The sequence below is a fragment of the Scandinavium goeteborgense genome, from assembly GCF_003935895.2.
GTDB lineage: Bacteria > Pseudomonadota > Gammaproteobacteria > Enterobacterales > Enterobacteriaceae > Scandinavium > Scandinavium goeteborgense.
In genome coordinates this window covers 770,664-792,039 of sequence record NZ_CP054058.1, presented here as the reverse complement: position 1 = coordinate 792,039, position 21,376 = coordinate 770,664, and the positions used below count along the sequence as shown (strand labels likewise).

The 21,376-nt window shown below is 53.1% G+C and carries 24 protein-coding genes and 1 tRNA gene; 13 read left to right on the top strand and 12 right to left on the bottom strand.

Features of this window, described 5'->3' with window-relative positions:
- Positions 1-53 precede the first annotated feature (53 nt).
- From A8O29_RS04585 to A8O29_RS04570, 4 genes are all read left to right on the top strand, one after another.
- Positions 54-1,367 carry an amidase gene (locus A8O29_RS04585; RefSeq protein WP_125354888.1) on the top strand — a complete coding sequence of 438 codons (1,314 nt, stop codon included), beginning with the start codon at positions 54-56 and terminating at the stop codon, positions 1,365-1,367.
- A gap of 426 nt (positions 1,368-1,793) precedes the next feature.
- On the top strand, positions 1,794-2,285 hold the full coding sequence (tssD, locus tag A8O29_RS04580; protein WP_125354886.1) for a type VI secretion system tube protein TssD: 492 nt from the start codon (positions 1,794-1,796) through the stop codon (positions 2,283-2,285).
- A gap of 11 nt (positions 2,286-2,296) precedes the next feature.
- Positions 2,297-2,665 carry a tlde1 domain-containing protein gene (locus tag A8O29_RS04575; protein WP_125354885.1) on the top strand — a complete coding sequence of 123 codons (369 nt, stop codon included), beginning with the start codon at positions 2,297-2,299 and terminating at the stop codon, positions 2,663-2,665.
- Complete coding sequence (locus tag A8O29_RS04570; RefSeq protein ID WP_246316640.1) at positions 2,662-3,093, top strand: Shiga toxin A subunit; 432 nt, start codon at positions 2,662-2,664, stop codon at positions 3,091-3,093. The genes A8O29_RS04575 and A8O29_RS04570 overlap by 4 nt, the downstream gene beginning before the upstream one ends.
- A gap of 247 nt (positions 3,094-3,340) precedes the next feature.
- Here the strand turns inward: A8O29_RS04570 and A8O29_RS04565 are convergent.
- A tRNA-Gly gene (locus A8O29_RS04565) sits at positions 3,341-3,414 on the bottom strand.
- Between the two features lie 93 nt (positions 3,415-3,507).
- Positions 3,508-4,245: an amidase activator ActS gene (gene actS / locus A8O29_RS04560; protein WP_125354884.1), complete on the bottom strand. Its 738-nt coding sequence runs from the start codon at positions 4,243-4,245 to the stop codon at positions 3,508-3,510.
- 215 nt (positions 4,246-4,460) lie between these two features.
- Between actS and idi the strand changes: the two genes are divergently transcribed.
- Positions 4,461-5,012 (top strand): isopentenyl-diphosphate Delta-isomerase, encoded by a 552-nt coding sequence (gene idi, locus A8O29_RS04555; protein ID WP_125354883.1) that lies wholly within the window; start codon positions 4,461-4,463, stop codon positions 5,010-5,012.
- Positions 5,013-5,099: 87 nt separating this feature from the next.
- Here idi and lysS read toward each other — a convergent pair whose 3' ends face one another.
- The 5 genes from lysS to xerD all read right to left on the bottom strand — a co-directional run bounded on the left by lysS (position 5,100) and on the right by xerD (position 11,193).
- The gene (gene lysS, locus A8O29_RS04550; RefSeq protein ID WP_125352797.1) at positions 5,100-6,617 is read right to left on the bottom strand and encodes a lysine--tRNA ligase; all 1,518 of its coding nucleotides are present in this window, start codon (positions 6,615-6,617) and stop codon (positions 5,100-5,102) included.
- Positions 6,618-6,626: 9 nt separating this feature from the next.
- Positions 6,627-7,725 (bottom strand): peptide chain release factor 2 gene (prfB, locus tag A8O29_RS04545; protein ID WP_125352799.1). Its coding sequence is split into 2 segments (ribosomal slippage): positions 6,627-7,649 and positions 7,651-7,725, totalling 1,098 coding nucleotides; the frame shifts between segments, so codons are not numbered across the junction.
- 90 nt (positions 7,726-7,815) lie between these two features.
- Positions 7,816-9,549 (bottom strand): single-stranded-DNA-specific exonuclease RecJ, encoded by a 1,734-nt coding sequence (gene recJ, locus A8O29_RS04540; protein WP_125352801.1) that lies wholly within the window; start codon positions 9,547-9,549, stop codon positions 7,816-7,818.
- Between the two features lie 5 nt (positions 9,550-9,554).
- A complete protein-coding gene (dsbC, locus tag A8O29_RS04535; RefSeq protein ID WP_125352803.1) occupies positions 9,555-10,268 on the bottom strand; it encodes a bifunctional protein-disulfide isomerase/oxidoreductase DsbC in 714 nt (237 codons plus the stop codon).
- Between the two features lie 28 nt (positions 10,269-10,296).
- Positions 10,297-11,193 carry a site-specific tyrosine recombinase XerD gene (gene xerD / locus A8O29_RS04530; RefSeq protein ID WP_125352805.1) on the bottom strand — a complete coding sequence of 299 codons (897 nt, stop codon included), beginning with the start codon at positions 11,191-11,193 and terminating at the stop codon, positions 10,297-10,299.
- Between the two features lie 98 nt (positions 11,194-11,291).
- On the opposite strand from xerD, the gene fldB reads away from it, so the two are divergent.
- Entirely contained in the window at positions 11,292-11,813 is a 522-nt protein-coding gene (gene fldB / locus A8O29_RS04525; RefSeq protein ID WP_125352807.1) for a flavodoxin FldB, read from the top strand.
- A 7-nt stretch (positions 11,814-11,820) separates the two neighbouring features.
- On the opposite strand, the gene A8O29_RS04520 is transcribed toward fldB, so the two are convergent.
- The gene (locus tag A8O29_RS04520) at positions 11,821-12,231 is read right to left on the bottom strand and encodes a protein YgfX (RefSeq protein WP_125352809.1); all 411 of its coding nucleotides are present in this window, start codon (positions 12,229-12,231) and stop codon (positions 11,821-11,823) included.
- Positions 12,212-12,478, bottom strand: a complete 267-nt coding sequence (gene sdhE / locus A8O29_RS04515; RefSeq protein WP_110511985.1) for an FAD assembly factor SdhE — start codon at positions 12,476-12,478, stop codon at positions 12,212-12,214. The genes A8O29_RS04520 and sdhE overlap by 20 nt, the downstream gene beginning before the upstream one ends.
- Before the next feature lie 247 nt (positions 12,479-12,725).
- On the opposite strand from sdhE, the gene ygfZ reads away from it, so the two are divergent.
- From ygfZ to A8O29_RS04490, 5 genes are all read left to right on the top strand, one after another.
- Positions 12,726-13,709 carry a tRNA-modifying protein YgfZ gene (gene ygfZ / locus A8O29_RS04510; RefSeq protein ID WP_125352811.1) on the top strand — a complete coding sequence of 328 codons (984 nt, stop codon included), beginning with the start codon at positions 12,726-12,728 and terminating at the stop codon, positions 13,707-13,709.
- A gap of 70 nt (positions 13,710-13,779) precedes the next feature.
- A complete protein-coding gene (locus A8O29_RS04505) occupies positions 13,780-14,604 on the top strand; it encodes an AraC family transcriptional regulator (RefSeq protein WP_125352812.1) in 825 nt (274 codons plus the stop codon).
- A gap of 76 nt (positions 14,605-14,680) precedes the next feature.
- Positions 14,681-15,412, top strand: a complete 732-nt coding sequence (locus A8O29_RS04500; RefSeq protein ID WP_373422892.1) for an AzlC family ABC transporter permease — start codon at positions 14,681-14,683, stop codon at positions 15,410-15,412.
- Positions 15,413-15,727, top strand: a complete 315-nt coding sequence (locus tag A8O29_RS04495) for an AzlD domain-containing protein (protein ID WP_125352814.1) — start codon at positions 15,413-15,415, stop codon at positions 15,725-15,727.
- Positions 15,728-15,895: 168 nt separating this feature from the next.
- Positions 15,896-16,903: a fatty acid desaturase gene (locus A8O29_RS04490; RefSeq protein WP_217448710.1), complete on the top strand. Its 1,008-nt coding sequence runs from the start codon at positions 15,896-15,898 to the stop codon at positions 16,901-16,903.
- A 153-nt stretch (positions 16,904-17,056) separates the two neighbouring features.
- On the opposite strand, the gene trhA is transcribed toward A8O29_RS04490, so the two are convergent.
- Together trhA and yqfB are read right to left on the bottom strand one after the other, a co-directional pair.
- A complete protein-coding gene (gene trhA, locus A8O29_RS04485; protein ID WP_125352815.1) occupies positions 17,057-17,716 on the bottom strand; it encodes a PAQR family membrane homeostasis protein TrhA in 660 nt (219 codons plus the stop codon).
- Between the two features lie 161 nt (positions 17,717-17,877).
- On the bottom strand, positions 17,878-18,189 hold the full coding sequence (yqfB, locus tag A8O29_RS04480) for a N(4)-acetylcytidine aminohydrolase (protein ID WP_125352817.1): 312 nt from the start codon (positions 18,187-18,189) through the stop codon (positions 17,878-17,880).
- Between the two features lie 92 nt (positions 18,190-18,281).
- On the opposite strand from yqfB, the gene A8O29_RS04475 reads away from it, so the two are divergent.
- Together A8O29_RS04475 and A8O29_RS04470 are read left to right on the top strand one after the other, a co-directional pair.
- Positions 18,282-18,968: a MurR/RpiR family transcriptional regulator gene (locus A8O29_RS04475; protein WP_246316660.1), complete on the top strand. Its 687-nt coding sequence runs from the start codon at positions 18,282-18,284 to the stop codon at positions 18,966-18,968.
- A 119-nt stretch (positions 18,969-19,087) separates the two neighbouring features.
- Complete coding sequence (locus tag A8O29_RS04470) at positions 19,088-20,521, top strand: 6-phospho-beta-glucosidase (protein ID WP_125352821.1); 1,434 nt, start codon at positions 19,088-19,090, stop codon at positions 20,519-20,521.
- Between the two features lie 92 nt (positions 20,522-20,613).
- On the opposite strand, the gene A8O29_RS04465 is transcribed toward A8O29_RS04470, so the two are convergent.
- Entirely contained in the window at positions 20,614-21,357 is a 744-nt protein-coding gene (locus tag A8O29_RS04465) for an SDR family oxidoreductase (protein WP_125352823.1), read from the bottom strand.
- Positions 21,358-21,376 lie beyond the last annotated feature (19 nt).

The following is a 21,376-nucleotide window of genomic DNA, read 5'->3' as shown; positions in this document are numbered from 1 at the left end:
GGTATCAGAGGCAGGCTGAAGGGCCTGCCGATTTTTTTCGTCAGGACTCCCTTATGCATGCAATGAGACTTATTCCCCCTCTCGACTGTCGTGAAGAGGTAGCCCGACGACTTCAGGCGATTGCCGATCATCAACACCTTAATGCCATTCTTGGCGTTAATCCCGATGCGATGGCGATAGCTGAACAATACCATCAGCTACGGCGCAGAGGCTCGCTTACCGGATCGCTCCAGGGTGTACCGGTGATCGTGAAGGATAATATTGCCTGCGCGTCGTGGCCGATAACCCTTGGCTGCAAGGGACTCACGTCATTAAGAGCGGTATCCGACGCACCGGTTATTCAGCGTCTGCGGGCCGCGGGGGCAATCATTCTCGCCAGAGCGAATATGTCTGAGTTTGCTTTTGACATTCGCTCCCGCAGTTCTCTGGGTGGGGATGTGCGCAACCCCTTACAACCATCGGTGACTGCGGGAGGATCGAGCGGCGGTTGCGCCGCTGCCGTCGCGGCTGGGATGGCTGACGGTGCGCTGGGTACAGATACCGGCGGTTCGATTCGCATTCCCTGTAGTTATACTGGCCTGGTGGGATTACGACCCGCATATCGGCGAACTATGCTGGAGGGAGTGGCCCCGCTCTCCTTGAGTAAAGATACCGTCGGTCCGATGGTCCATTGCGTGAGAGATGCGGCACTTTTACACGCCATTATGCACGGCGAGCAACCCGTTGAGCCTGAAACTCTTTCTCTAAAATCAGTTCGTTTGGGAGTGATTAGCGCGCTGGAAGGCGAAGATACGGCTCAGCGTGCGGTATGGCATCTTGCCCTGGACAAACTTCGGATGGCTGGCGCAACGCTGATTGAATTAGACCTGCCCATTTTGGCAGAAGTAAAATCTCAGGATTGTCTAAGCCTCTATGAGTTTCAGGTGGCTATAAATGGCTGGCTCGCGCTTCAGCAAAACGGCCCCTCCACTCTCCAGGCATTGATGTCCTCCGGCGAATGCCTGGCCGAGTTCTATCCCTTGTTGGAACAAATGCTAAAGACGAAACACCTGAAAACGCCACAGTGGCTTAACGGTCGTCGCTTTCAGCGCAGTTTATATCAGGCTATTAACCATGCGGCAGAAGCGGATCGTATTGATGCCTTTGTTTACCCCACCGTTAACCGTCAACCCATAAGCCTTGAAAAAATGCCTCCAGGCAGTGCTCCCGAGTTGGCAGCCATTAGCGGTTTGCCTGCCCTAACATTGCCCTGCGGTATGGTAAAAAATGGTTTACCCGTTGGCATGGAGATTATGGCGAAAACACGAGATGAACATTTTCTATTATCACTGGCCCTGGCGTGTGAAAGCGTACTCCACACTCATTGAGCCCAGCTGATGAACTATGCTGTTGCGCAACGTATGACTCAATGACATAGGCCGGAACGCCATTTTTAATCGGTTTGTCTGGTGCTCGGTGAATCGGATCTTACGCATAGCGATCTCCACAGGTGACAAAATCAGTATGTCGGAAGATCTCTAAAAGTGAATGATTCGTTTTGCAGGGATACTTACAATTGAACGTTCTAAAACGACGACCACAAATCAGAGCATCATGCATGAAATCAAATGACCAGCTCTGGTTTAACACTTCAGGCGTAGCGAGTGGCAAGAATTGCAATCACTGGCTCAATTATTGTTATTCATTAATATCTTGGGTGTATTTTTGTTAATTGATGAACATTAATGATTACAAATAATCACTGTTTAGAGGAGTATTTTTATTCAGTTAATTCAAAGAAATGGAGTTTCATAATGGCTATACCGGTTTATCTTTGGCTTTACGAGGAAGAAGGAAAGTTATTAAAGGGCGGAGTAGACGTTACAGGGAGAGAGGGAAGTATTGAACTGGTGGGAATGCAGCATGATGTATTTATCCCCACTGACGATATGACCGGGGCTGTCACCGGAACGCGCCAGCATGAAGCATACACCTTTGAAAAAGAGATTGATGCATCTTCCCCGCTCCTGTATCGCGCATTAACCACGGGGCGCACCTTAAAGAAGGCCGAGTTCAGGTTTTACAGAATTAATGATAACGGCTACGAACAAGAATATTTCAACGTACAGCTAGAGAACGTAAAGGTTTGCCACGTCGTGCCGGTAATGTTCGATACAAAAGATCCTGATTTTGAAAAACACGGACACATAGAACATGTAGGACTGCGTTATGAAAAAATCATATGGAATTATGTGGATGGAAACATACAGCACGCCGACAGATGGAAAGAACGCAAAACCGCATAAGGAGATCACAAATGGCTAAATGGTTATATAAGCAAAGCACCGGCGAACTTTATCGCGATGGCAAGTTAATTGAAACCGGCTATTCAGGTTCGCTGACGAATAAAAATAACCCAGACCGTGAGAACGTTCGCGGAATGGGGCCAATCCCGCGCGGCATATGGAAAATCGGGCACTCCGGCACCAGCAAAGGCCCGCTTACCATTACGTTAAAACACATCAGCGGCAATGCGTATGAACGTGATATGAAAACATTCCGTATGCATGGAGATAAGCGTGTTGGTGTTGCGGGATTCGCATCAGAAGGGTGCATTATCATGAGTTCTTCTACGCGTCTGTTAGTAAAAAACGATACAGGCTCTGAACTTGAGGTCGTGCGATGAACCGGGCGGTTCTGCTGTCCCTGGCATTTTCACCTGCATTGGCATTCGCCGCTGAACCCGGTAGTGAGTGCGCAACACCTGGGCGCTTCATTGAGCAGGGGCTTTTCTCTGCCTTTACAAGGGACCTGATTATTACTCCTGCTACCGTTGCCCGTGGAAAAACCACGGTGGAAGTATTGAGCATTACGCCTGTTTCTGACGTGTTTGCACGGCAGTTGGCGAAGACGGATAGCGCAGCCGGTAACGGATTATCGGAGAGCGACTATTACGGCATTTATTATAATGATCATGTTATGAATCTGACAGCGCGTTACACATACACCAGCACAGACGGCAAGCAGGATATTTTCATCGCCTCTGCACTGCTGAACGATGATGAATGTTCAGTCCGCCATAATGGTTATTTGACAGTCTCGCGGGAGTTTTGACATTCACTGACTCATTCTAAAACGCGCGTACAGCGACTGTGGCGCGTTTCTCTATATCCTACCGCCAATCCGTTTCATCAGTAATTGATTATCCTGAATTGCAGTTTTCACAAAATACCTGAAGATTAGAGAACTCAAGTGCCAGATTCCGGTAGACCCCGGCAGACCATAAAACACACTAAAATATGCGGGAAGGCTCACAGATACTGGATTTGTAGACTTTGGGAGGCGTTAAAAGAAGTGAAACTGGAGCGGGTGAAGGGAATCGAACCCTCGTATGCAGCTTGGGAAGCTACCGTTCTACCATTGAACTACACCCGCGAAAGACGCGCCCGTAAAAGGGGTGAAGGCATTATAGACTTAACGCCTTCACTGACAAGCCTTTCTGCAATTAAGTGGCGATAAAATAACCGCTTAGCATTTCGGTTTGCTGCCCTGCGGCGGCAAATAACGCAGCGGATCGATAGCGGTGGCGCGGTAGCGAATCTGGAAATGCAGCTTCACAGAATCGGCATCGCTGTTGCCCATGGTGGCAATCTGCTGGCCGATTTTCACCGACTGTCCGTTGTTGACCATCATTTTGTCGTTGTGCGCATACGCGGTGATGTAATCATCATTGTGCTTAATCATGATCAGATTGCCATACCCGCGCAGCTGATTCCCGACGTATACCACTTTGCCCGCGCCGGATGCGTAAATCGGCTGGCCGCGCGAACCGGCGATATCAATCCCTTTATTGCCGCCATCAGCGGTGGAATAGCGCATCACCACTTTGCCGGTGGTCGGCCAGCGCCAGCAGCGTTGCCCTACCGGTGGCCAGGAAGACTGCGGCACGGCGGAAGATGGGGTCACTTTTGCCGTCCGGCTGTGGGATGATTTTTTCGATCCCGAGCTGCCGCTCACCTTCAGTCGCTGCCCTATTTCGATGGTATACGGCGGTGAAATGCCATTCATGCGCGCGAGGCTGCTGACGCTGGTGCCGGTCATACGAGAGATTTTTGACAGCGTATCGCCGCGTTTTACGGTGTACACGGAGCCGCTGTAACTGCCGTCGGAGCCTGATTTACTGCCGGAACAGCCAGCCAGAATCAGTCCGATAAACAGGCACAGAAAAAGGCGTAATGGGTGTTTCATCAGGCGTCCTGCTCTCAAAGCGAATCCTCGGTGTCGAAAAAATGGATGGCATATGATACCAGTCATGGCTCGTATGCCAATGTTTAGGATGTTTTTTGATGAACGACCCTTTGGCAAAAATAGCCATCCCGTCCGAAACCCATTCCCTTTAGCACCCTGGGCATTCAGCCTGAGAAAGATTGTCGTATAATAAAGCCCGGTCATCTGACTGAGATATTGTGTCCGGAGAAGCGATGAGCAGGCAAGAGCACGTCATTTTACTCGATGAGCAAGGAGCAGCTATTGGCACCCAGGAGAAGTATGCCGCCCATAATACCGCCACGCCGCTGCATCTGGCTTTTTCCTGCTGGTTGTTCAACGCAAAAGGTGAGCTGCTGCTAACCCGGCGTGCGCTCAGCAAAAAAGCCTGGCCAGGCGTCTGGACGAGTTCGGTCTGCGGGCATCCCCAACTCAATGAAACCGCAGAAGAGGCGCTTATTCGACGCTGCCGCTATGAAGTGGGCGCCGAGGTTAAGGACATCACACCCGTCTATCCGACGTTCCGCTACCGGGAAATCGACAGCTCCGGCATCGTTGAGCATGAGGTGTGTCCGGTGTTTGCCGCTCGGATGACTAACGAGCTAATGCTCAACAGTGATGAAGTGATGGAGTATCGCTGGCTGAGCCTGAATGATTTACGCCAGGCTATCGAAGCCGCTCCGTTCCTGTTCAGTCCGTGGATGGGACGGCAATTTGCCCACACTCCGGCTCGGGACGCGCTCTTCCAGTTTGCCCGCGCCGTGTAACGCGCAAAGCATAAAAAAAACCCGGTTGCGCAAGCAAACCGGGCTTTTTTTACACCGGAGACCATGACGTCTCCGGTCATGTTCGACTTATTTAGTCGGACGCATTGCCGGGAACAGGATCACGTCACGGATGGTGTGGCTGTTGGTGAACAGCATAACCATACGGTCGATACCAATGCCCAGACCCGCCGTTGGCGGCAGACCGTGTTCCAGAGCGGTAACGTAGTCTTCATCGAAGAACATCGCTTCGTCATCACCGGCTGCTTTCGCATCAACCTGGTCCTGGAAACGCTGTGCCTGATCTTCTGCATCGTTCAGCTCGCTAAAGCCGTTGCCGATTTCACGGCCACCGATGAAGAATTCAAAGCGGTCGGTAATTTCCGGGTTATCATCATTACGACGCGCCAGCGGAGACACTTCTGCCGGGTATTCAGTGATGAAGGTTGGCTGAATCAGGTGCGCTTCCGCCACTTCTTCGAAGATCTCGGTCACGGTACGGCCCAGACCCCAGCTCTTCTCAACCTTAATACCGATTTCAGCCGCGATAGCTTTCGCCGCGTCGAAATTATCCAGGTCAGCCATGTTGGTTTCTGGACGGTATTTTTTGATCGCTTCGCGCATGGTCAGCTTCACGAACGGCTTACCAAAGTCGAAGGTCTGATCGCCATAAGGCACTTCAGTTTTGCCAAGAATATCCTGCGCCAGAGTACGGAACAGGGATTCGGTCAGCTCGATCAGGTCTTTGTAATCTGCATACGCCATATAGAGTTCCATCATGGTGAACTCTGGGTTATGACGAACGGAGACGCCTTCATTACGGAAGTTACGGTTGATTTCGAACACGCGTTCGAAGCCACCCACGACCAGACGCTTCAGGTACAGTTCCGGCGCGATACGCAGGTACATGTCAAGGTCGAGGGCATTGTGATGGGTGATGAACGGACGTGCGGAGGCGCCACCCGGGATCACCTGCATCATTGGAGTTTCAACTTCCATAAAGTCACGGCCAACCATGAACTGACGGATACCCGCCATAATCTGGGAACGGACTTTAAAGGTGTTGCGAGACGTATCGTTGGCGATGAGGTCCAGATAACGCTGACGGTAGCGCGCTTCCTGATCCTGCAGACCGTGGAATTTATCCGGCAGTGGGCGCAGGGCTTTGGTCAGCAGACGCAGTTCGGTGCAATGAATGGACAGCTCACCGGTCTTGGTTCTGAACAGCTTACCTTTTGCGCCGAGGATATCGCCCAGGTCCCATTTCTTGAACTGTTCGTTGTATACGCCTTCCGGCAGATCGTCACGGGCAACGTACAGCTGAATACGGCCGCCAACGTCCTGCAACGTCACAAACGACGCTTTACCCATGATACGACGGGTCATCATGCGGCCAGCAACGGTGACTTCAACGTTCAGCGCTTCCAGCTCTTCATTTTCTTTGGTGCCGAATTCGGCGTGCAGCTGGTCGGAGGTATGATCGCGACGGAAATCGTTCGGGAAAGCGATGCCCTGCTCACGCAGCGCAACCAACTTATCACGACGAGATTTCAGTTCGTTATTAAGATCGACGACTTCGTCAGCGCCCTGTGCTTGTTGTTCAGACATATTGATTCCTCATAACCCTGCTTTCAAACTTGCTTCGATAAATTGGTCGAGGCTGCCGTCCAGTACCGCCTGGGTATTGCGGGTTTCAACCCCGGTACGCAGGTCCTTGATACGGGAATCGTCCAGTACGTATGAACGAATCTGGCTGCCCCAGCCGATGTCCGACTTGTTATCTTCCGCCGCCTGCTTCTCAGCATTTTTCTTCTGCATTTCCAGCTCGTACAGCTTAGCTTTCATCTGCTTCATGGCCTGATCTTTGTTCTTATGCTGCGAACGGTCGTTCTGGCACTGAGTAACGGTATTGGTTGGAAGGTGGGTAATACGTACCGCAGATTCTGTACGGTTAACGTGCTGACCACCCGCACCAGAGGCGCGGTATACGTCGATACGCAGATCGGCTGGATTGATATCGATATCGATATCATCATCCACTTCCGGGTAGACGAAGGCGGAACTGAACGAGGTATGACGACGGCCGCCGGAGTCAAACGGGCTCTTACGCACCAGGCGATGCACGCCAGTTTCGGTACGTAACCAGCCGAAGGCGTATTCGCCCTGAATACGGATGGTGACAGATTTGATACCCGCCACTTCGCCTTCAGACTCTTCGATAATTTCGGTTTTAAAGCCGCGCGCTTCTGCCCAACGCAGATACATACGCGTCAGCATGCTGGCCCAGTCCTGCGCTTCGGTGCCGCCAGAACCCGCCTGAATATCGAGATAGCAATCTGCTTTGTCGTACTCACCGGAGAACATGCGGCGGAATTCCAGCTGCGCCAGCTTGTCTTCCAGCACGTCGAGCTCAGCGACGGCTTCATTGAAGGTTTCTTCGTCATCGGCTTCAACAGCCAATTCCAGCAGGCCGGAAACGTCTTCCAGACCCTGCGACATCTGGTCCAGGGTTTCAACGATAGCTTCCAGTGAAGAACGCTCTTTACCCAGCGCTTGTGCGCGATCGGGTTCGTTCCACACGTCCGGCTGTTCCAGCTCGGCGTTTACTTCTTCCAGACGCTCTTTCTTGGCATCATAGTCAAAGATACCCCCGAAGAACGTCTGAACGCTCCGTGAGGTCTTGAATGCGATTTTTTACCGGATTAATTTCAAACATGGTCGATTATCTTTTCTGGGCTTGTAAAAATGCGGTGATAAGAGCGGGATTTTAACGGATCTCCGCTCTTTTTTATAGGAAATACTGACGCTAAATTGGCCAGATATTGTCGATGATCAGTTGCAGGCTGCGGTTGCCGCGAAACTCGTTAATATCCAGCTTGTAGGCCAGTTCCACTTCGCGCACGCCGTTATCCGGCCAGCAGGCGGTATCCACGTTAAACGCAATACCGTCGAGCAGTGGGCCACCGCCAACCGGTTCGACCATCACCTTCAGGTGACGCTCGCCCACCAGCCGCTGTTGCAGCAGTCGAAAACGCCCATCGAACAACGGTTCCGGGAACATCTGCCCCCACGGGCCCGCGTCACGCAGCATCTGTGCGATTTCCATGGTCATATCCGCTGCCGCCAATGGGCCATCGGATACCACTTCACCCTGTAACAGCGCCGGGTCTAACCATTCGGTCACCAGTTCGCCGAAACGCTGCTGGAACTCGTCAAAGCGCGCCTCTTCCAGCGACAAACCCGCCGCCATCGCGTGGCCGCCGAACTTGATCATCATGCCAGGATACAGCGTATCGAGACGCTCCAGGGCATCACGCATGTGCAGACCCTGAATCGAGCGACCGGAGCCTTTCAGCGTGCCGTCGCCCGCAGGCGCAAAGGCAATCACCGGGCGATGGAAACGCTCTTTGATACGTGAAGCCAGAATGCCGACTACGCCCTGATGCCATTCAGGATGGTACATGGCGAGACCGCCGGGCAGCGCTTCGCTGCTGCGCTCAAGTTTCTCGCACAGCGTTAGCGCTTCGGCCTGCATCCCCTGCTCGATTTCTTTTCGCGTCTGGTTCAGCGCATCGAGTTCATTCGCGAGCTGGCGCGCCTCGCCAATATTGTCACTGAGCAACAGCGCAACGCCGACGGACATATCGTCCAGACGCCCTGCCGCATTCAGGCGCGGGCCGAGCGCAAAACCGAGATCGCTGGCCGCCAGTTTTTGCGCGTCGCGATTAGAGACTTCCAACAGGGCTTTAATGCCCGGACGGCATTTTCCGGCGCGGATCCGGCTCAGCCCCTGCCACGTCAGAATGCGGTTGTTAGCATCGAGCGGAACCACATCCGCGACGGTGCCCAGCGCCACCAAATCGAGCAGTTCTGCGAGGTTAGGCACCGCAATGCCCTGCGCCTCAAACCAGCCGCGATCGCGTAAATGGGTGCGCAGCGCCAGCATCAAATAAAACGCGACGCCAACACCGGCCAATGATTTCGATGGGAAATCACAATCTCGCAGATTCGGGTTAATGATGGCCTCTGCCGCAGGCAGCGTATCGCCAGGCAGGTGGTGATCGGTAACCAGTACGGGGATTCCCAGCGCATGCGCACGGTCGACGCCGGAGTGCGAAGAAATACCGTTATCGACGGTCATGATCATCTGCGCGCCGCGGGCATGAGCCTGATCCACCACTTCCGGGCTTAAGCCATAACCGTCTTCAAAACGGTTCGGCACCAGATAGGTAACATTGCTGCAGCCCAGCTGGCGCAGGCCCAGCACGCTCAGCGCGGTGCTGGTTGCGCCATCGGCATCAAAATCACCGACCACGACAATCCGCAGCCCTTCACGAAACGCGTCGTAGAGCATCTCAACAGCTTTATCAACGCCGGAAAGCTGCTGCCACGGCAGCATGCCTTTGACGCTACGTTCGAGATCGGCTGCACTCAGAACCCCACGGCTGGCGTACAGCCGCTGGAGCAAAGGCGGGAGATCGGCCGGCAGCTGCGCCGAGCTGTCCACTTCCCGGCGACGAAGTTGTATCTGCTGTTTCACGCCGATTATTTACCGCTGGTCTGTTTTGTATGCTCATCGAGGAAGGCTTTCATTTCCTTCGGACCCTGATAGCCTGGCACTACGTAGCCGTCATTCAGCACGATGGCCGGGGTGCCGTTCACGCCAAACTGCACGCCCAGTGCGTAGTGATTCGCGATATTAATATCGCAGCTCGCCGCCTGGACGCCTTTGCCATTCATCGCATCATCAAAGGCTTTGTTGCGATCTTTCGCACACCAGATGGATTTCATGTCCTGCTCAGCCTGGCTCTGCACGCCCTGACGCGGGAAGGCCAGGTAACGCACGGTGATCCCCAGCGCGTTGTAGTCTTTCATCTCTTCATGCAATTTGTGGCAGTAGCCGCAGGTGATGTCCGTGAACACAGTAATCACATGTTTTTCCTGCGCGGCTTTGTAGACAATCATCTCTTTTTGCAGCGCGTTCAGTTTGCCCATCAGCAACTGATTGGTCACGTTCACAGGCTGTGCGCCGCTGACGTCGTACATCGGGCCCTGAATAATGTGCTTGCCGTCTTCGGTCACATACAGCACGCCGCTGTTCGTCAGCACGGTTTTCATGCCCGCAACTGGCGAAGACTGAATATCCGTGCTCTGCACGCCAAGCTTTGCCAGCGACTGCTGAACGGCCGCATCGTCAGCGTGAGCAGTACCGCACAGTGCTGCTGCCAGCAGGGAGAACATCGCTAAACCTTTTTTCATAAACTTTCCTGTCTCTTTCGTTTGCAGCTCACGCCCGTGGGTGATGCTGTTGATGAAGTTGTCGCAGTCGCTCCGTGGCGACGTGCGTATAAATCTGTGTTGTCGAGAGATCGCTGTGCCCAAGCAGCATCTGCACCACGCGTAAATCCGCGCCGTGGTTGAGCAGATGCGTGGCAAACGCATGACGCAGTACGTGCGGTGACAGTTTTGCGCTATCGATGCCCGCCAGCACGGCGTAGTGTTTTATTCGATGCCAGAATGTCTGGCGCGTCATCTGCTGGGCGCGTTGGCTGGGAAACAGCACGTCGATAGACACGCCGTTGAGCAGCCACGGGCGACCGTGCTCAAGGTAGTTTTCCAGCCAGTACACCGCCTCTTCGCCAAGCGGAACCAGCCGTTCTTTATTGCCTTTACCGATAACTCGCACCACACCCTGACGCAGGCTGATATCACTCATCGTCAGCCCGACCAGTTCGGTAACGCGAAGCCCGGTGGCATAAAGCACTTCGAGCATCGCTTTGTCGCGCAGTTCCAGCGGAACATCCACCAGCGGCGCCTGGAGCAGGCGATCGACCTGCGCTTCGCTCAGATCTTTGGGCAACCGCTGCGGAAGCTTCGGGGATGCCAGCTGCGCACTGGGATCGTCCGGGCGCAGCTTTTCCCGATACAGATGCTGAAAGAAGCGACGCATGGCGCTTAACAGACGGGCTGAACTGGTGGCTTTGTAACCGCCTTCGACCCGCTCAGCCAGCAAAGACTGCAGGTCCGAACGTTGCACCGTTTCGCTCGTCAGGCTGTTTTTGTGCATCCATTCTACAACCATCGTTAAATCACGACGATAGGCGCTAAGGGTATTCTCAGCGAGGTTTTTCTCCAGCCATAGCGCATCGAGAAACTGTTCGATTTGCGCGAGATCCTTTTCCACGTAGCCTCCTGTGGGTGCAGTCCGGCTCATTATGCCTTAAGGCGATGCCTTTCTGATACACTAGCGCAAAGTCATAGCAAGCACTGAGAGTTTTCGCGATGAAAATTGGCCTCTTTTACGGTTCCAGTACCTGTTATACCGAAATGGCAGCGGAGAAGATCCGCGACATTATCGGCGCAGAGCTGGTGACGTTGCACAATCTGAAGGATGATTCTCCTTCGCTGATGGAGCAGTACGACGTTCTGATCCTCGGTATTCCGACCTGGGATTTTGGTGAGATTCAGGAAGACTGGGAAGCCATCTGGGAACAGCTGGATAACCTGAATCTGGACGGCAAAATTGTCGCGATGTACGGCATGGGCGACCAGCTCGGCTACGGCGAGTGGTTCCTCGATGCGTTAGGCATGCTGCATGACAAGCTTATCCGCAAATCGGTGAAGTTCATCGGCTACTGGCCGACGGAAGGATATGAGTTTACCAGCCCGAAAGCGGTGATTGCGGACGGCCAACTGTTTGTCGGCCTCGCGCTGGATGAGACGAATCAGTACGACCTGAGCGACGAGCGCCTGCAGACCTGGTGCGAACAGATCCTCGGCGAAATGGCCGAACAGTTCTCCTGATTTGACGTTACTGTTGCGCTGGCTGTTGCAAAATAGTCCGGCGCAAATCCCGCCACTCTCCCGTATCCATGCTATCTGCCGCCAGCCACAGGTGCGCTTTCTTGCGCCCATCGACCCGCCGCAGACGCAGCATCATGCCGCTGTTGAGCACCCAGGGCGTACCCAGCAGGTCCCACTCCTGGTTTTGCCAGCGCAGACGAGAATCCATCAGCAGTTTTATCTCTCCCTGAGTGGCGTTAATCCGCCGCTGGCTGCGCACGCAGTCGAATACCACCAGCGACAGTAACAGCAGCCATAACGGCGTAAAGCTCAGCGGCCAGGGCATCAGCAAAATAAAAGCCGCCACCAGCCCGTGGAGTAATAAAGAAACCCATTGCGCGCGCCATGAGACGCGTAGATCAGATTGCCACAGGACCACGTTCCCGATTCCGTGTTTGAATAAGTTGCACCATCCGTTGCATTTCCGCATCCGCTGGCTTGCCATGATTCATCAGCCAGTTGAACAAATCCGGGTCGTCGCATTCCAGAAGACGAATAAACAGCGCTTTATCGCCATCGCTCAGTGTGTCGTACTCATACTCAAAAAACGGCATGATTGAAATATCGAGCTCGCGCATTCCTCGACGACACGCCCAGTGGATTCGGGCCTTATTGTTGATGTCCATGTTGTCCTTCCTGAATATCGTTACAAAGTAGTTTAACGCGTTTTATTCATTTACATTACAGCAATATTGTTCATTGCGGCGTTGTTCCAGAGAAAATCCTTACTGAATGCAAGGTATTACATTATTTTCCACGCCGCCTCGTAAAACAGAATAATGGCACAAATGGACTTCGGAAAGGGCTTGCAATGCGCAATAGCTCTTTTACCATGAGTCATTAACACTGCGTTAAGCTATTCAGGATACGACTATGGCTTTTACTCCTTTTCCTCCACGCCAGCCCACTTCTTCTGCACGTTTGCCGTTAACGCTGATGACCCTCGATGACTGGGCATTGGCGACCCTTAGCGGTAAAGACGGCGAAAGCTATTTGCAGGGCCAGGTGACGGCAGATGTCGCACAATTGACCGAACACCAGCATTTGCTGGTGGCGCATTGTGATCCTAAAGGCAAGATGTGGAGCAATCTGCGTCTGTTCCGCGAACCAGAAGGCTTCGCCTGGATTGAACGTCGTAATTTGCGTGATGCGCAGCTCACCGAGCTTAAGAAATACGCCGTGTTCTCGAAAGTGAACATTGCCGCTGACGACAGCCGTGTGCTGCTTGGCGTGGCCGGTTTCCAGGCACGCGCGGCGTTGGCGAATGTCTTTGCTACGCTTCCAGATAACGAAAACCACACCGTTCGTGACGGCGACAGCACCCTACTGTGGCTGGAATACCCAGCCGAGCGTTTCCTGCTGGTTGTCAGCGAAGAAACGGCCCAGCGTGTGACCGACGCACTGCGTGGCGAAGCGGCACTGAACAACAGCCAGCAATGGCTGGCGCTGAATATTGAAGCCGGTCTGCCGGTTATCGACACGGTAAACAGCGCGCAGTTTATTCCACAAGCCACGAATATTCAGGCGCTTGGCGGCATCAGCTTTAAGAAAGGCTGCTATACCGGTCAGGAAATGGTGGCCCGCGCGAAATTCCGCGGTGCGAACAAGCGTGCGCTGTGGTCGCTGGCAGGAAGTGCCAGTCGCGTGCCGGAAGCCGGTGAAGACCTCGAACTGCAGATGGGTGAAAACTGGCGTCGGACGGGCACCGTGCTGGCGGCCGTTCAGCTCGATGACGGCAGCGTGCGCGTTCAGGTGGTGATGAACAACGACATGGAGCCTGACAGCGTCTTCCGCGTGCGTGATGATGCGGGCTCGCTGCACATTGAACCGTTGCCCTACTCACTCGAAGAAGTCTGACGAACCTGTCGTCGGGTTTAATTGGGCCTGACGACAGCAATTTTATACAAAACAGCCGCGGAGGGGTGACATGTCGTTGAAAAACAAAGAGCAAACTCACTTCCACCGCATCGACGCGCTGGGTGGCATTGATATGCTGCAGGCGCGCTATTACAAACAGCGCTTTGCGCGGCATGTGCATGACACCTTCTGCATCGGCGTTATCGATCAGGGTGCGCAGCGCTTTTACCGTTCCGGTGCCGAGCACGTTGCGCCACGCGGAGACATCATCATCGTTAACGCCGACGATGTGCATACCGGCAGCTCTGAGCTCGAGCACGGCTGGGCGTATCGCGCTATTTATCCGCACCCGGATATGCTGAATAACATTCTCCGCCAGGTACCGGACGGCAAGGATTTCATTCCCTGGTTCCCCGACGCGGTGATTCACGATCCTGGCCTTTCAGAGCAACTCCTGCTGACCTTCAGCATGCTCGATAAAGAAGGCAATAATCTGCTGAAAGAGACTCTGCTGCTCTCTTCCCTGACGCTACTCAGCGTGCGTTATAGCCGGACGCGTAAAGCACCGCTTGAACTTCCAGCCGCGACGCAGCGCATTTTACGGGCGAAAGATTACATCGACAGCTGCCCGGAAGAGGACCACACGCTGACCCGTCTGGCGGAACTCGCTGGTCTCAGCCACTGGCATTTTCTCAGGCAATTCAAAGCCATCACTGGCATGACTCCGCACGCCTATCTGGTACAAGCCCGTCTGCGTAAAGCCCGCACGCTGCTGCGCCAGGGGTTAACCATTCTCGATACGTCTATCATTTGCGGCTTCACCGATCAGAGCCATTTCCACCGCCATTTTAAAAACTCCATCGGCCTTACGCCGGGCGAATTCCTCAAAGCCTGAGCAATTTCATTCAATACACCATCCCGGTCGTCCTATAGCGTTAACGGCATGTTCGTAAAGCCAGTTGACGTATCCCATGAGAAAAGCCATCGCTGAATCCAGCGCATATAATGAACTGCAAAGTTCACCCCGCTCATCGTTCATGCGCGGCGCGATAGAAATGCTACCGCTGTGTGTGTCGGTTATCCCTTGGGGGATCCTCGCCGGTTCGATGGCGATTCAGGCGGGGTTGTCGTTTTGGCAAAGCATCGGTATGTCGGCAATTATCTTCGCCGGAGCCGCGCAGCTGGTGACGCTAGGCCTGACCATGACCGGCGCTAGTGTGTTAACCATTATTGTGTCGGTGTTTTTCATCACCTCTCAGCACTTTATTTATGGCCTGACGCTGCGGGAATTTGTGTCCTGCCTGAAAACGAAATTACGTCTGCCGATCGGCTTTTTATTAACTGACGAATTATTTGCCCTGAGCGAAACAAAAGACAAACGCACGGAATTAACGCCGGGATACATGATTGGTGCCGGGCTGACGTTTTATTTGTCGTGGAATATCTTCAGCTTTATGGGCGTCGTCATGGCGTCCTCGGTGCCTGACCTCGACAAATATCATTTAGATTATTCCATCGTCGCCACTTTTATTACCATCGTGGTCCCGATGATCAAAAAAATCAGCACTCTGGTGGGCGTGGCTATCTCCTTGGTGCTGTCGATGCTGTTGAGCTACTACCAGTTTGAAGGTGCCATCGTGGTGGCGGGTCTGTGCGGTATGTTCTCTGCGGTCGTCATTTCCGCCATCGCCAAGGAGCAATAAATGAGCTGGATCCTGATTCTGACCCTGGCGTCTATCGTCTTTTTCAATCGCTACGTATTTCTAGAACCGAATGTGCCGCTGAAAATACCTGGCGTCATTAATAAAGCCTTAAAGTATTCCGCGCCGTGTTTGCTGACGGCTATTTGTGGCCCGATTATTTTGATGGACCACGGTGTGGTGAGGGAATTTCCGCTCAACCCCTATTTTCTGGGGGCTATTTTCAGTGTGATCATTTCATTGCTTGTTCGAAATATTGTTAGCGCCGTTTTATTAAGTCTGGCCGTATTTTATCTCATAAACCATTTTCTACAGTGAGTCACAACAGGAGCAATTATGCGCCGTCCAGTAAAAGGATATCACCCGTCAACGGATATAAGGCGATCGTACGAAGTATTGCCTTTTCAGGGAGTGTGGACGTGGCTAACGGGAAAAGAACTGCCTGAGCGAAAGGCCTTGTGGCAGAGCAGTTCGACAGAAAGGGTGATGTGGTCGCTGAGTTGGGTGGTGATTGGTGTCGCGCTGACCACCTTATCGGTGATGAAGATTGAGCATGCTGCTTTACAGGTTTTGTGCTGGCTGCTGGGCGCGCTCTTTTCGACATCCGGGGCGCGCTATATCGTGGCAACCATTATTCATCACGGCGTACACGGGCATCTCTATAAATCACAGAAGGTGAATAAGGTTCTGTGCGAGATCTTATCCACACTGTTTATTGTGCAGCCGTATGAATCTTATCGTCAGTTTCATGTTTATGAGCATCACGGCCGCGAATTCTCGACCTTTGACGATAAAGACCTGGCCGCGATTTATCAGCTTGGCTTTACGCCCGGGAAAACCAAAGCGGCGATGTATGCCCGGCTGGTGCTGACACTGTTGAGCCCCAAATTCCATCTGGTGTTTTTCTACGGCCGCCTGAAATCAAACCTCGTCGGCGTACCGGTTTATCGTCTGATGATGACGCTGGCGTGGTTTGCAGCCCTCGGTACGTTGAGCTATTTCCTGGGCGCGCATGCCATGGTGCTGATTCTGGTCCTGCCGTTCGTGGTGCTCTACCAGATGGCATCGCTTATTCACTTGCTGACGGAGCACGTGTGGCGAGTGCGCAAAGAGGGTGAATCGGTTCGCGACAGCCATATCAACAACTGTCTGGCGCGTTTTTGCGGGTCGAAATGCCCACCGAATTTTAGCGTGAAGTACTGGGGCAGCTGGAGCAAGTGGACGGCAATGCATCTGTTCTTCCATCTGCCGTGTCGGATGCTGTTTGTGCAGGGCTCGCTGGTGTGTCACGACTGGCACCATCGTTACGGCAGCGTGCGCCAATGGTACGACTATGCCCGTCTACGTGAACTGCATGCGCAGAAACTGGCAGCGGAAGAACGCTACGACTATATCGATGTTTGGGGCATGCACAACGCTCTGGATTATGTACTCAGTTCGCTGAGCGAGCAGCCAGAAGTTGAGCTTGAGCATCTGGCGTATCGACTGAATTAATCCTTTTGCCTGTCCGCAGGCGGAAGGTTCGAAATGATGCCCTCGGCCGCACGGCGGCGGGCATTATCCCCTGGTGTTGTTAATGGTCATTGACCGCCTGATCGTAAGTCCGTATACGGCTGACGATCAGGTTTTTTTTCGCCTGTTTCCGGTTCACACTTTCCCGACGTAGAGATAAATTGCCAGAAAATGGCAGACGCTGCCCCCAAGGACAAAGCCATGCCAGATGGCGTGATTGTAGGGAATGCGCTTGCAGACGTAGAAAATCACCCCCAGGGTATAAACCACCCCGCCCGCCGCCAGCAGCGCTACGCCGCCCATCGAAAGCTTCATCGCCAGTTGGTACACCACTATCACCGACAGCCAGCCCATCAGCAGATAAGTCACCAGCGACAGCACCTTAAAGCGGTGCGCGATGGTCAGTTTGAACAGAATGCCGAGCAGCGCCAGGCTCCAGATAACAACCATTAATCCGCGCGCTAGCCCTGAATCCAGCCCCACCAGCAGAAACGGCGTGTAAGTTCCGGCAATCAACAGATAAATTGCGCAGTGGTCGAGTTTCTTCAGCCAGAGCTTGGCGCGCTGATGCGGGACGGCGTGATACAGAGTGGACGCGAGAAACAGCAGGATCATGCTGCCGCCATAAAGACTGTAGCTGGCAATCGCTGTTGCGCTGGCGTTGGCATCCGCGGCCTGCATCAGCAACAACACCAGACCGACAATCCCGAACACCAATCCGATTCCGTGGCTGATGCTATTGGCGATTTCCTCCGCCAGTGAATAACCCTGCGTAATTAATGGTTTGCTAACCATGTTGCACTCCGAGAGGATAAAAATACGTTAACGCATCACTAGCCTATCTGAGAATGATTCCAGTGAACACATGTTAGCTAAAATAAAAAGGCACCATTAAACAACACATTAAAAATCATTAAGTTAAACGCTATTTTCACCGCACAGATGTTTCCTAAAAATCAAACACACTGAAATTCAATGACATGAAACTGCTGCTGATCGGGATAGATTTCCGCAATCACCGCTTTCAGCTCAGGCAGCGTCATGTTTTCCTGCTGGGCATGTTGTTCAGTCAAAGAATCGAGAGTCACTTCCGAGGTGGCAGTCACTTTGATTGTGCAAAAATAGCCGTCATCTTCAAAACGCCCTACGCGCAGGACGTCGCCGGTCTTGAAGTGTGATTCGCTGGCGTCCCGGATGGTGATGGTCTTACGCCCGGCCAGAATGTCTTCCTGAAAGCGTTGAAAAAAAGTGATGTCGTTCGGGGCCATGTTATGATTCCTGTATTGAATTTGCCGGATGAGTGCCTGCCAACGTGAGTCTTTTCTCCCACGCCGCCATCGCAAGTCTCAACAATCTTGAGATGATGGTCTATCAGTATGTCATTAAAAATCGTGACAAAGTCATGTATATGACGATTCGCGAACTGGCCGATGTGGCAGGCGTCTCCACGACGACCGTGCTGCGCTTCTGCCGTAAACTGAACTGCGAAGGCTATTCCGAATTTCGGGTGCGTTTTAAACTGTACCTGGAACAAGACGAACCGCAGCAAAGTCAGTTTGCTGCCAGTGAAATTATCAGTTTTTTCAAAAGCGTCAATAATGAAGACTTTGATAAACTCATTGATGAAGCCGTGGATATTATTCTGGCGTCTGAACGTATTATATTTGTTGGCGCGGGAACGTCTGGCGCATTAGCCAAATATGGCGCACGCTTTTTCTCTAACGTCGGGAAATTCAGTAATCATATCGACGACCCTTATTTCCCGGTCACCAATGATATGGCCAAAAATGCGCTGGCGATTGTGCTTTCCGTTTCCGGCGAAACCGAAGAAATCCTCCGCTTCGCGGGCCAGTTCAGCCTGCACCGCTGTAAGGTGCTCTCAATCACCAGCCACGAGCACTCACGGCTGGCGAAGCTTGCCGACTTTAATCTCTCTTGGCATATATCGCCGATCCGCATTGGTGGCGTCTACGATATTACAACGCAAATACCGGTTATTTATATTCTTGAAACGCTTGGACGTAAACTGGCGAAAAAATTGGCATAAAAAAACGCCCTGTTTTTTGGATGTAACAAATTACCAAACGCTGAATTTGTTATATCGTGACATTTAACTCCCCTTTGTTAGACTCATTCTCAAGATGCAATATCATGGGAATGACAACGATGAAAAAATTAACCTTACCTAAAGACTTTTTATGGGGTGGCGCAGTAGCGGCACACCAGGTTGAAGGCGGCTGGAACAAAGGCGGCAAAGGCCCGAGCATTTGCGACGTGCTGACCGGCGGCGCACACGGCGTGCCACGCGAGATTACCGACCAGGTTGAGCCGGGTAAATACTACCCGAACCACGAAGCCGTCGAATTCTATGACCACTACAAAGAAGACATTAAGCTGTTCGCTGAAATGGGCTTCAAATGTTTCCGCACCTCAATTGCCTGGACCCGAATCTTCCCGAAAGGTGACGAGACTCAGCCGAATGAAGAAGGGCTGAAATTCTACGACGACATGTTCGACGAGTTGCTCAAATACAACATCGAACCGGTAATCACCCTTTCCCACTTCGAGATGCCGCTGCATCTGGTGCAGGAATACGGCGGCTGGACTAACCGTAAAGTGGTTGATTTCTTTGTGCGTTTTTCCGAAGTGGTGTTCGAGCGCTATAAGAGCAAGGTCAAATACTGGATGACCTTCAACGAAATCAATAACCAGCGTAACTGGCGTGCGCCGCTGTTCGGCTATTGCTGCTCCGGCGTGGTGTACACCGAGCACGACAACCCGGAAGAAGTGATGTATCAGGTGTTGCATCACCAGTTCGTTGCCAGCGCGCTGGCGGTTAAAGCGGCGCGTGAAATTAACCCGGAAATGCAGGTAGGTTGCATGCTGGCGATGGTGCCACTGTATCCGTTCTCCTGTAAGCCGGAAGACATGATGTTTGCCCAGGAATCGATGCGTGAACGCTACGTCTTTACCGACGTGCAGCTGCGCGGCTATTACCCGACCTATGTTCTCAATGAATGGGAACGTCGTGGATTTAACATCGCCATGGAAGACGGCGATGCGGAGATCCTGCGCGATGGCACCTGCGCGTACCTCGGTTTCAGCTACTACATGACCAACGCGGTGAAAGCAGAAGGCGGCAGCGGCGATGCGATTTCCGGCTTCGAAGGCAGCGTACCGAACCCGCATGTGAAAGCTTCCGATTGGGGCTGGCAGATTGACCCGGTTGGCCTGCGTTACGCGATGTGCGAGCTGTACGAGCGTTATCAGAAGCCGCTGTTCATCGTTGAAAACGGTTTTGGCGCGTATGACAACGTCGAGGAAGACGGCAGCATTAATGATGATTACCGCATTGATTATCTGCGGGCGCACGTGGAAGAGATGATGAAAGCGGTGACGCACGACGGCGTGGACCTGATGGGCTACACCCCGTGGGGCTGTATTGATTGCGTCTCCTTCACCACCGGCCAGTACAGCAAACGCTACGGCTTCATCTATGTGAACAAGCATGATGACGGTACCGGCGATATGGCACGTTCGCGTAAGAAGAGCTTTAACTGGTACAAAGAAGTGATTGCGAGCAACGGCGAGAATCTGTAATTGCATCTTTCCTTGCCCGGTGGCGCTTCGCTGACCGGGCCTACTGGGAATGTAGGCCTGGCAAGCAAGGCGTCGCCGGGAGAGATCCAACGCTATCTCCCGCCCGCGATATCCATAAAACTCCCGGTCACATACGATGCTTTGTCGCTCAGCAGCCAGACAATCGCCTGGGCCACTTCTTCGGGCTGACCACCGCGCTGCATCGGCAATGCGGATTTCACGCGATCAACACGCCCTGGCTCGCCGCCGGAGGCATGCATCTCGGTATAAATCAGCCCTGGACGCACACCGTTCACGCGAATGCCTTGCGCCGCCACTTCCAGCGCCAGCCCGGTGGTGAGCGTATCAACCGCTCCTTTGGACGCCGCGTAATCAATATATTCGAACGGTCCGCCCAATCGCGCAGCCGCCGACGAGACGTTGACGATCGCCCCGCCCTTTCCACCATGCTTATGCGACATGCGCTTCACCGCTTCGCGGCTGCAAAGGAAGTACCCGGTGACGTTGGTCCCTAGCACATGATTAATTCGCTCGGCGGTCAGGTTTTCGATGGTGCTTTGCTGAAACAAAATCCCGGCGTTATTTACCAGCGCCGTCAACGGCTCACCTTCTCTGTCGAGCGCCTCAAACAGCGTCATCACCTGCGCTTCATCGCTGATATCTGCTCGCACGGCGAATGCTTTCCCGCCGTTTTCGATGATCTCGTTCACCACCTGCGTGGCGGCATTAACGTTATGGTGATAATTCACCGCCACGGTGTAGCCTTCCTGCGCCAGCTGTAACGCTGTCGCTTTACCAATTCCCCGGCTGGCGCCAGTGACCAGTGCAATACCCATGTTGTTCTCCCAAAAGAAA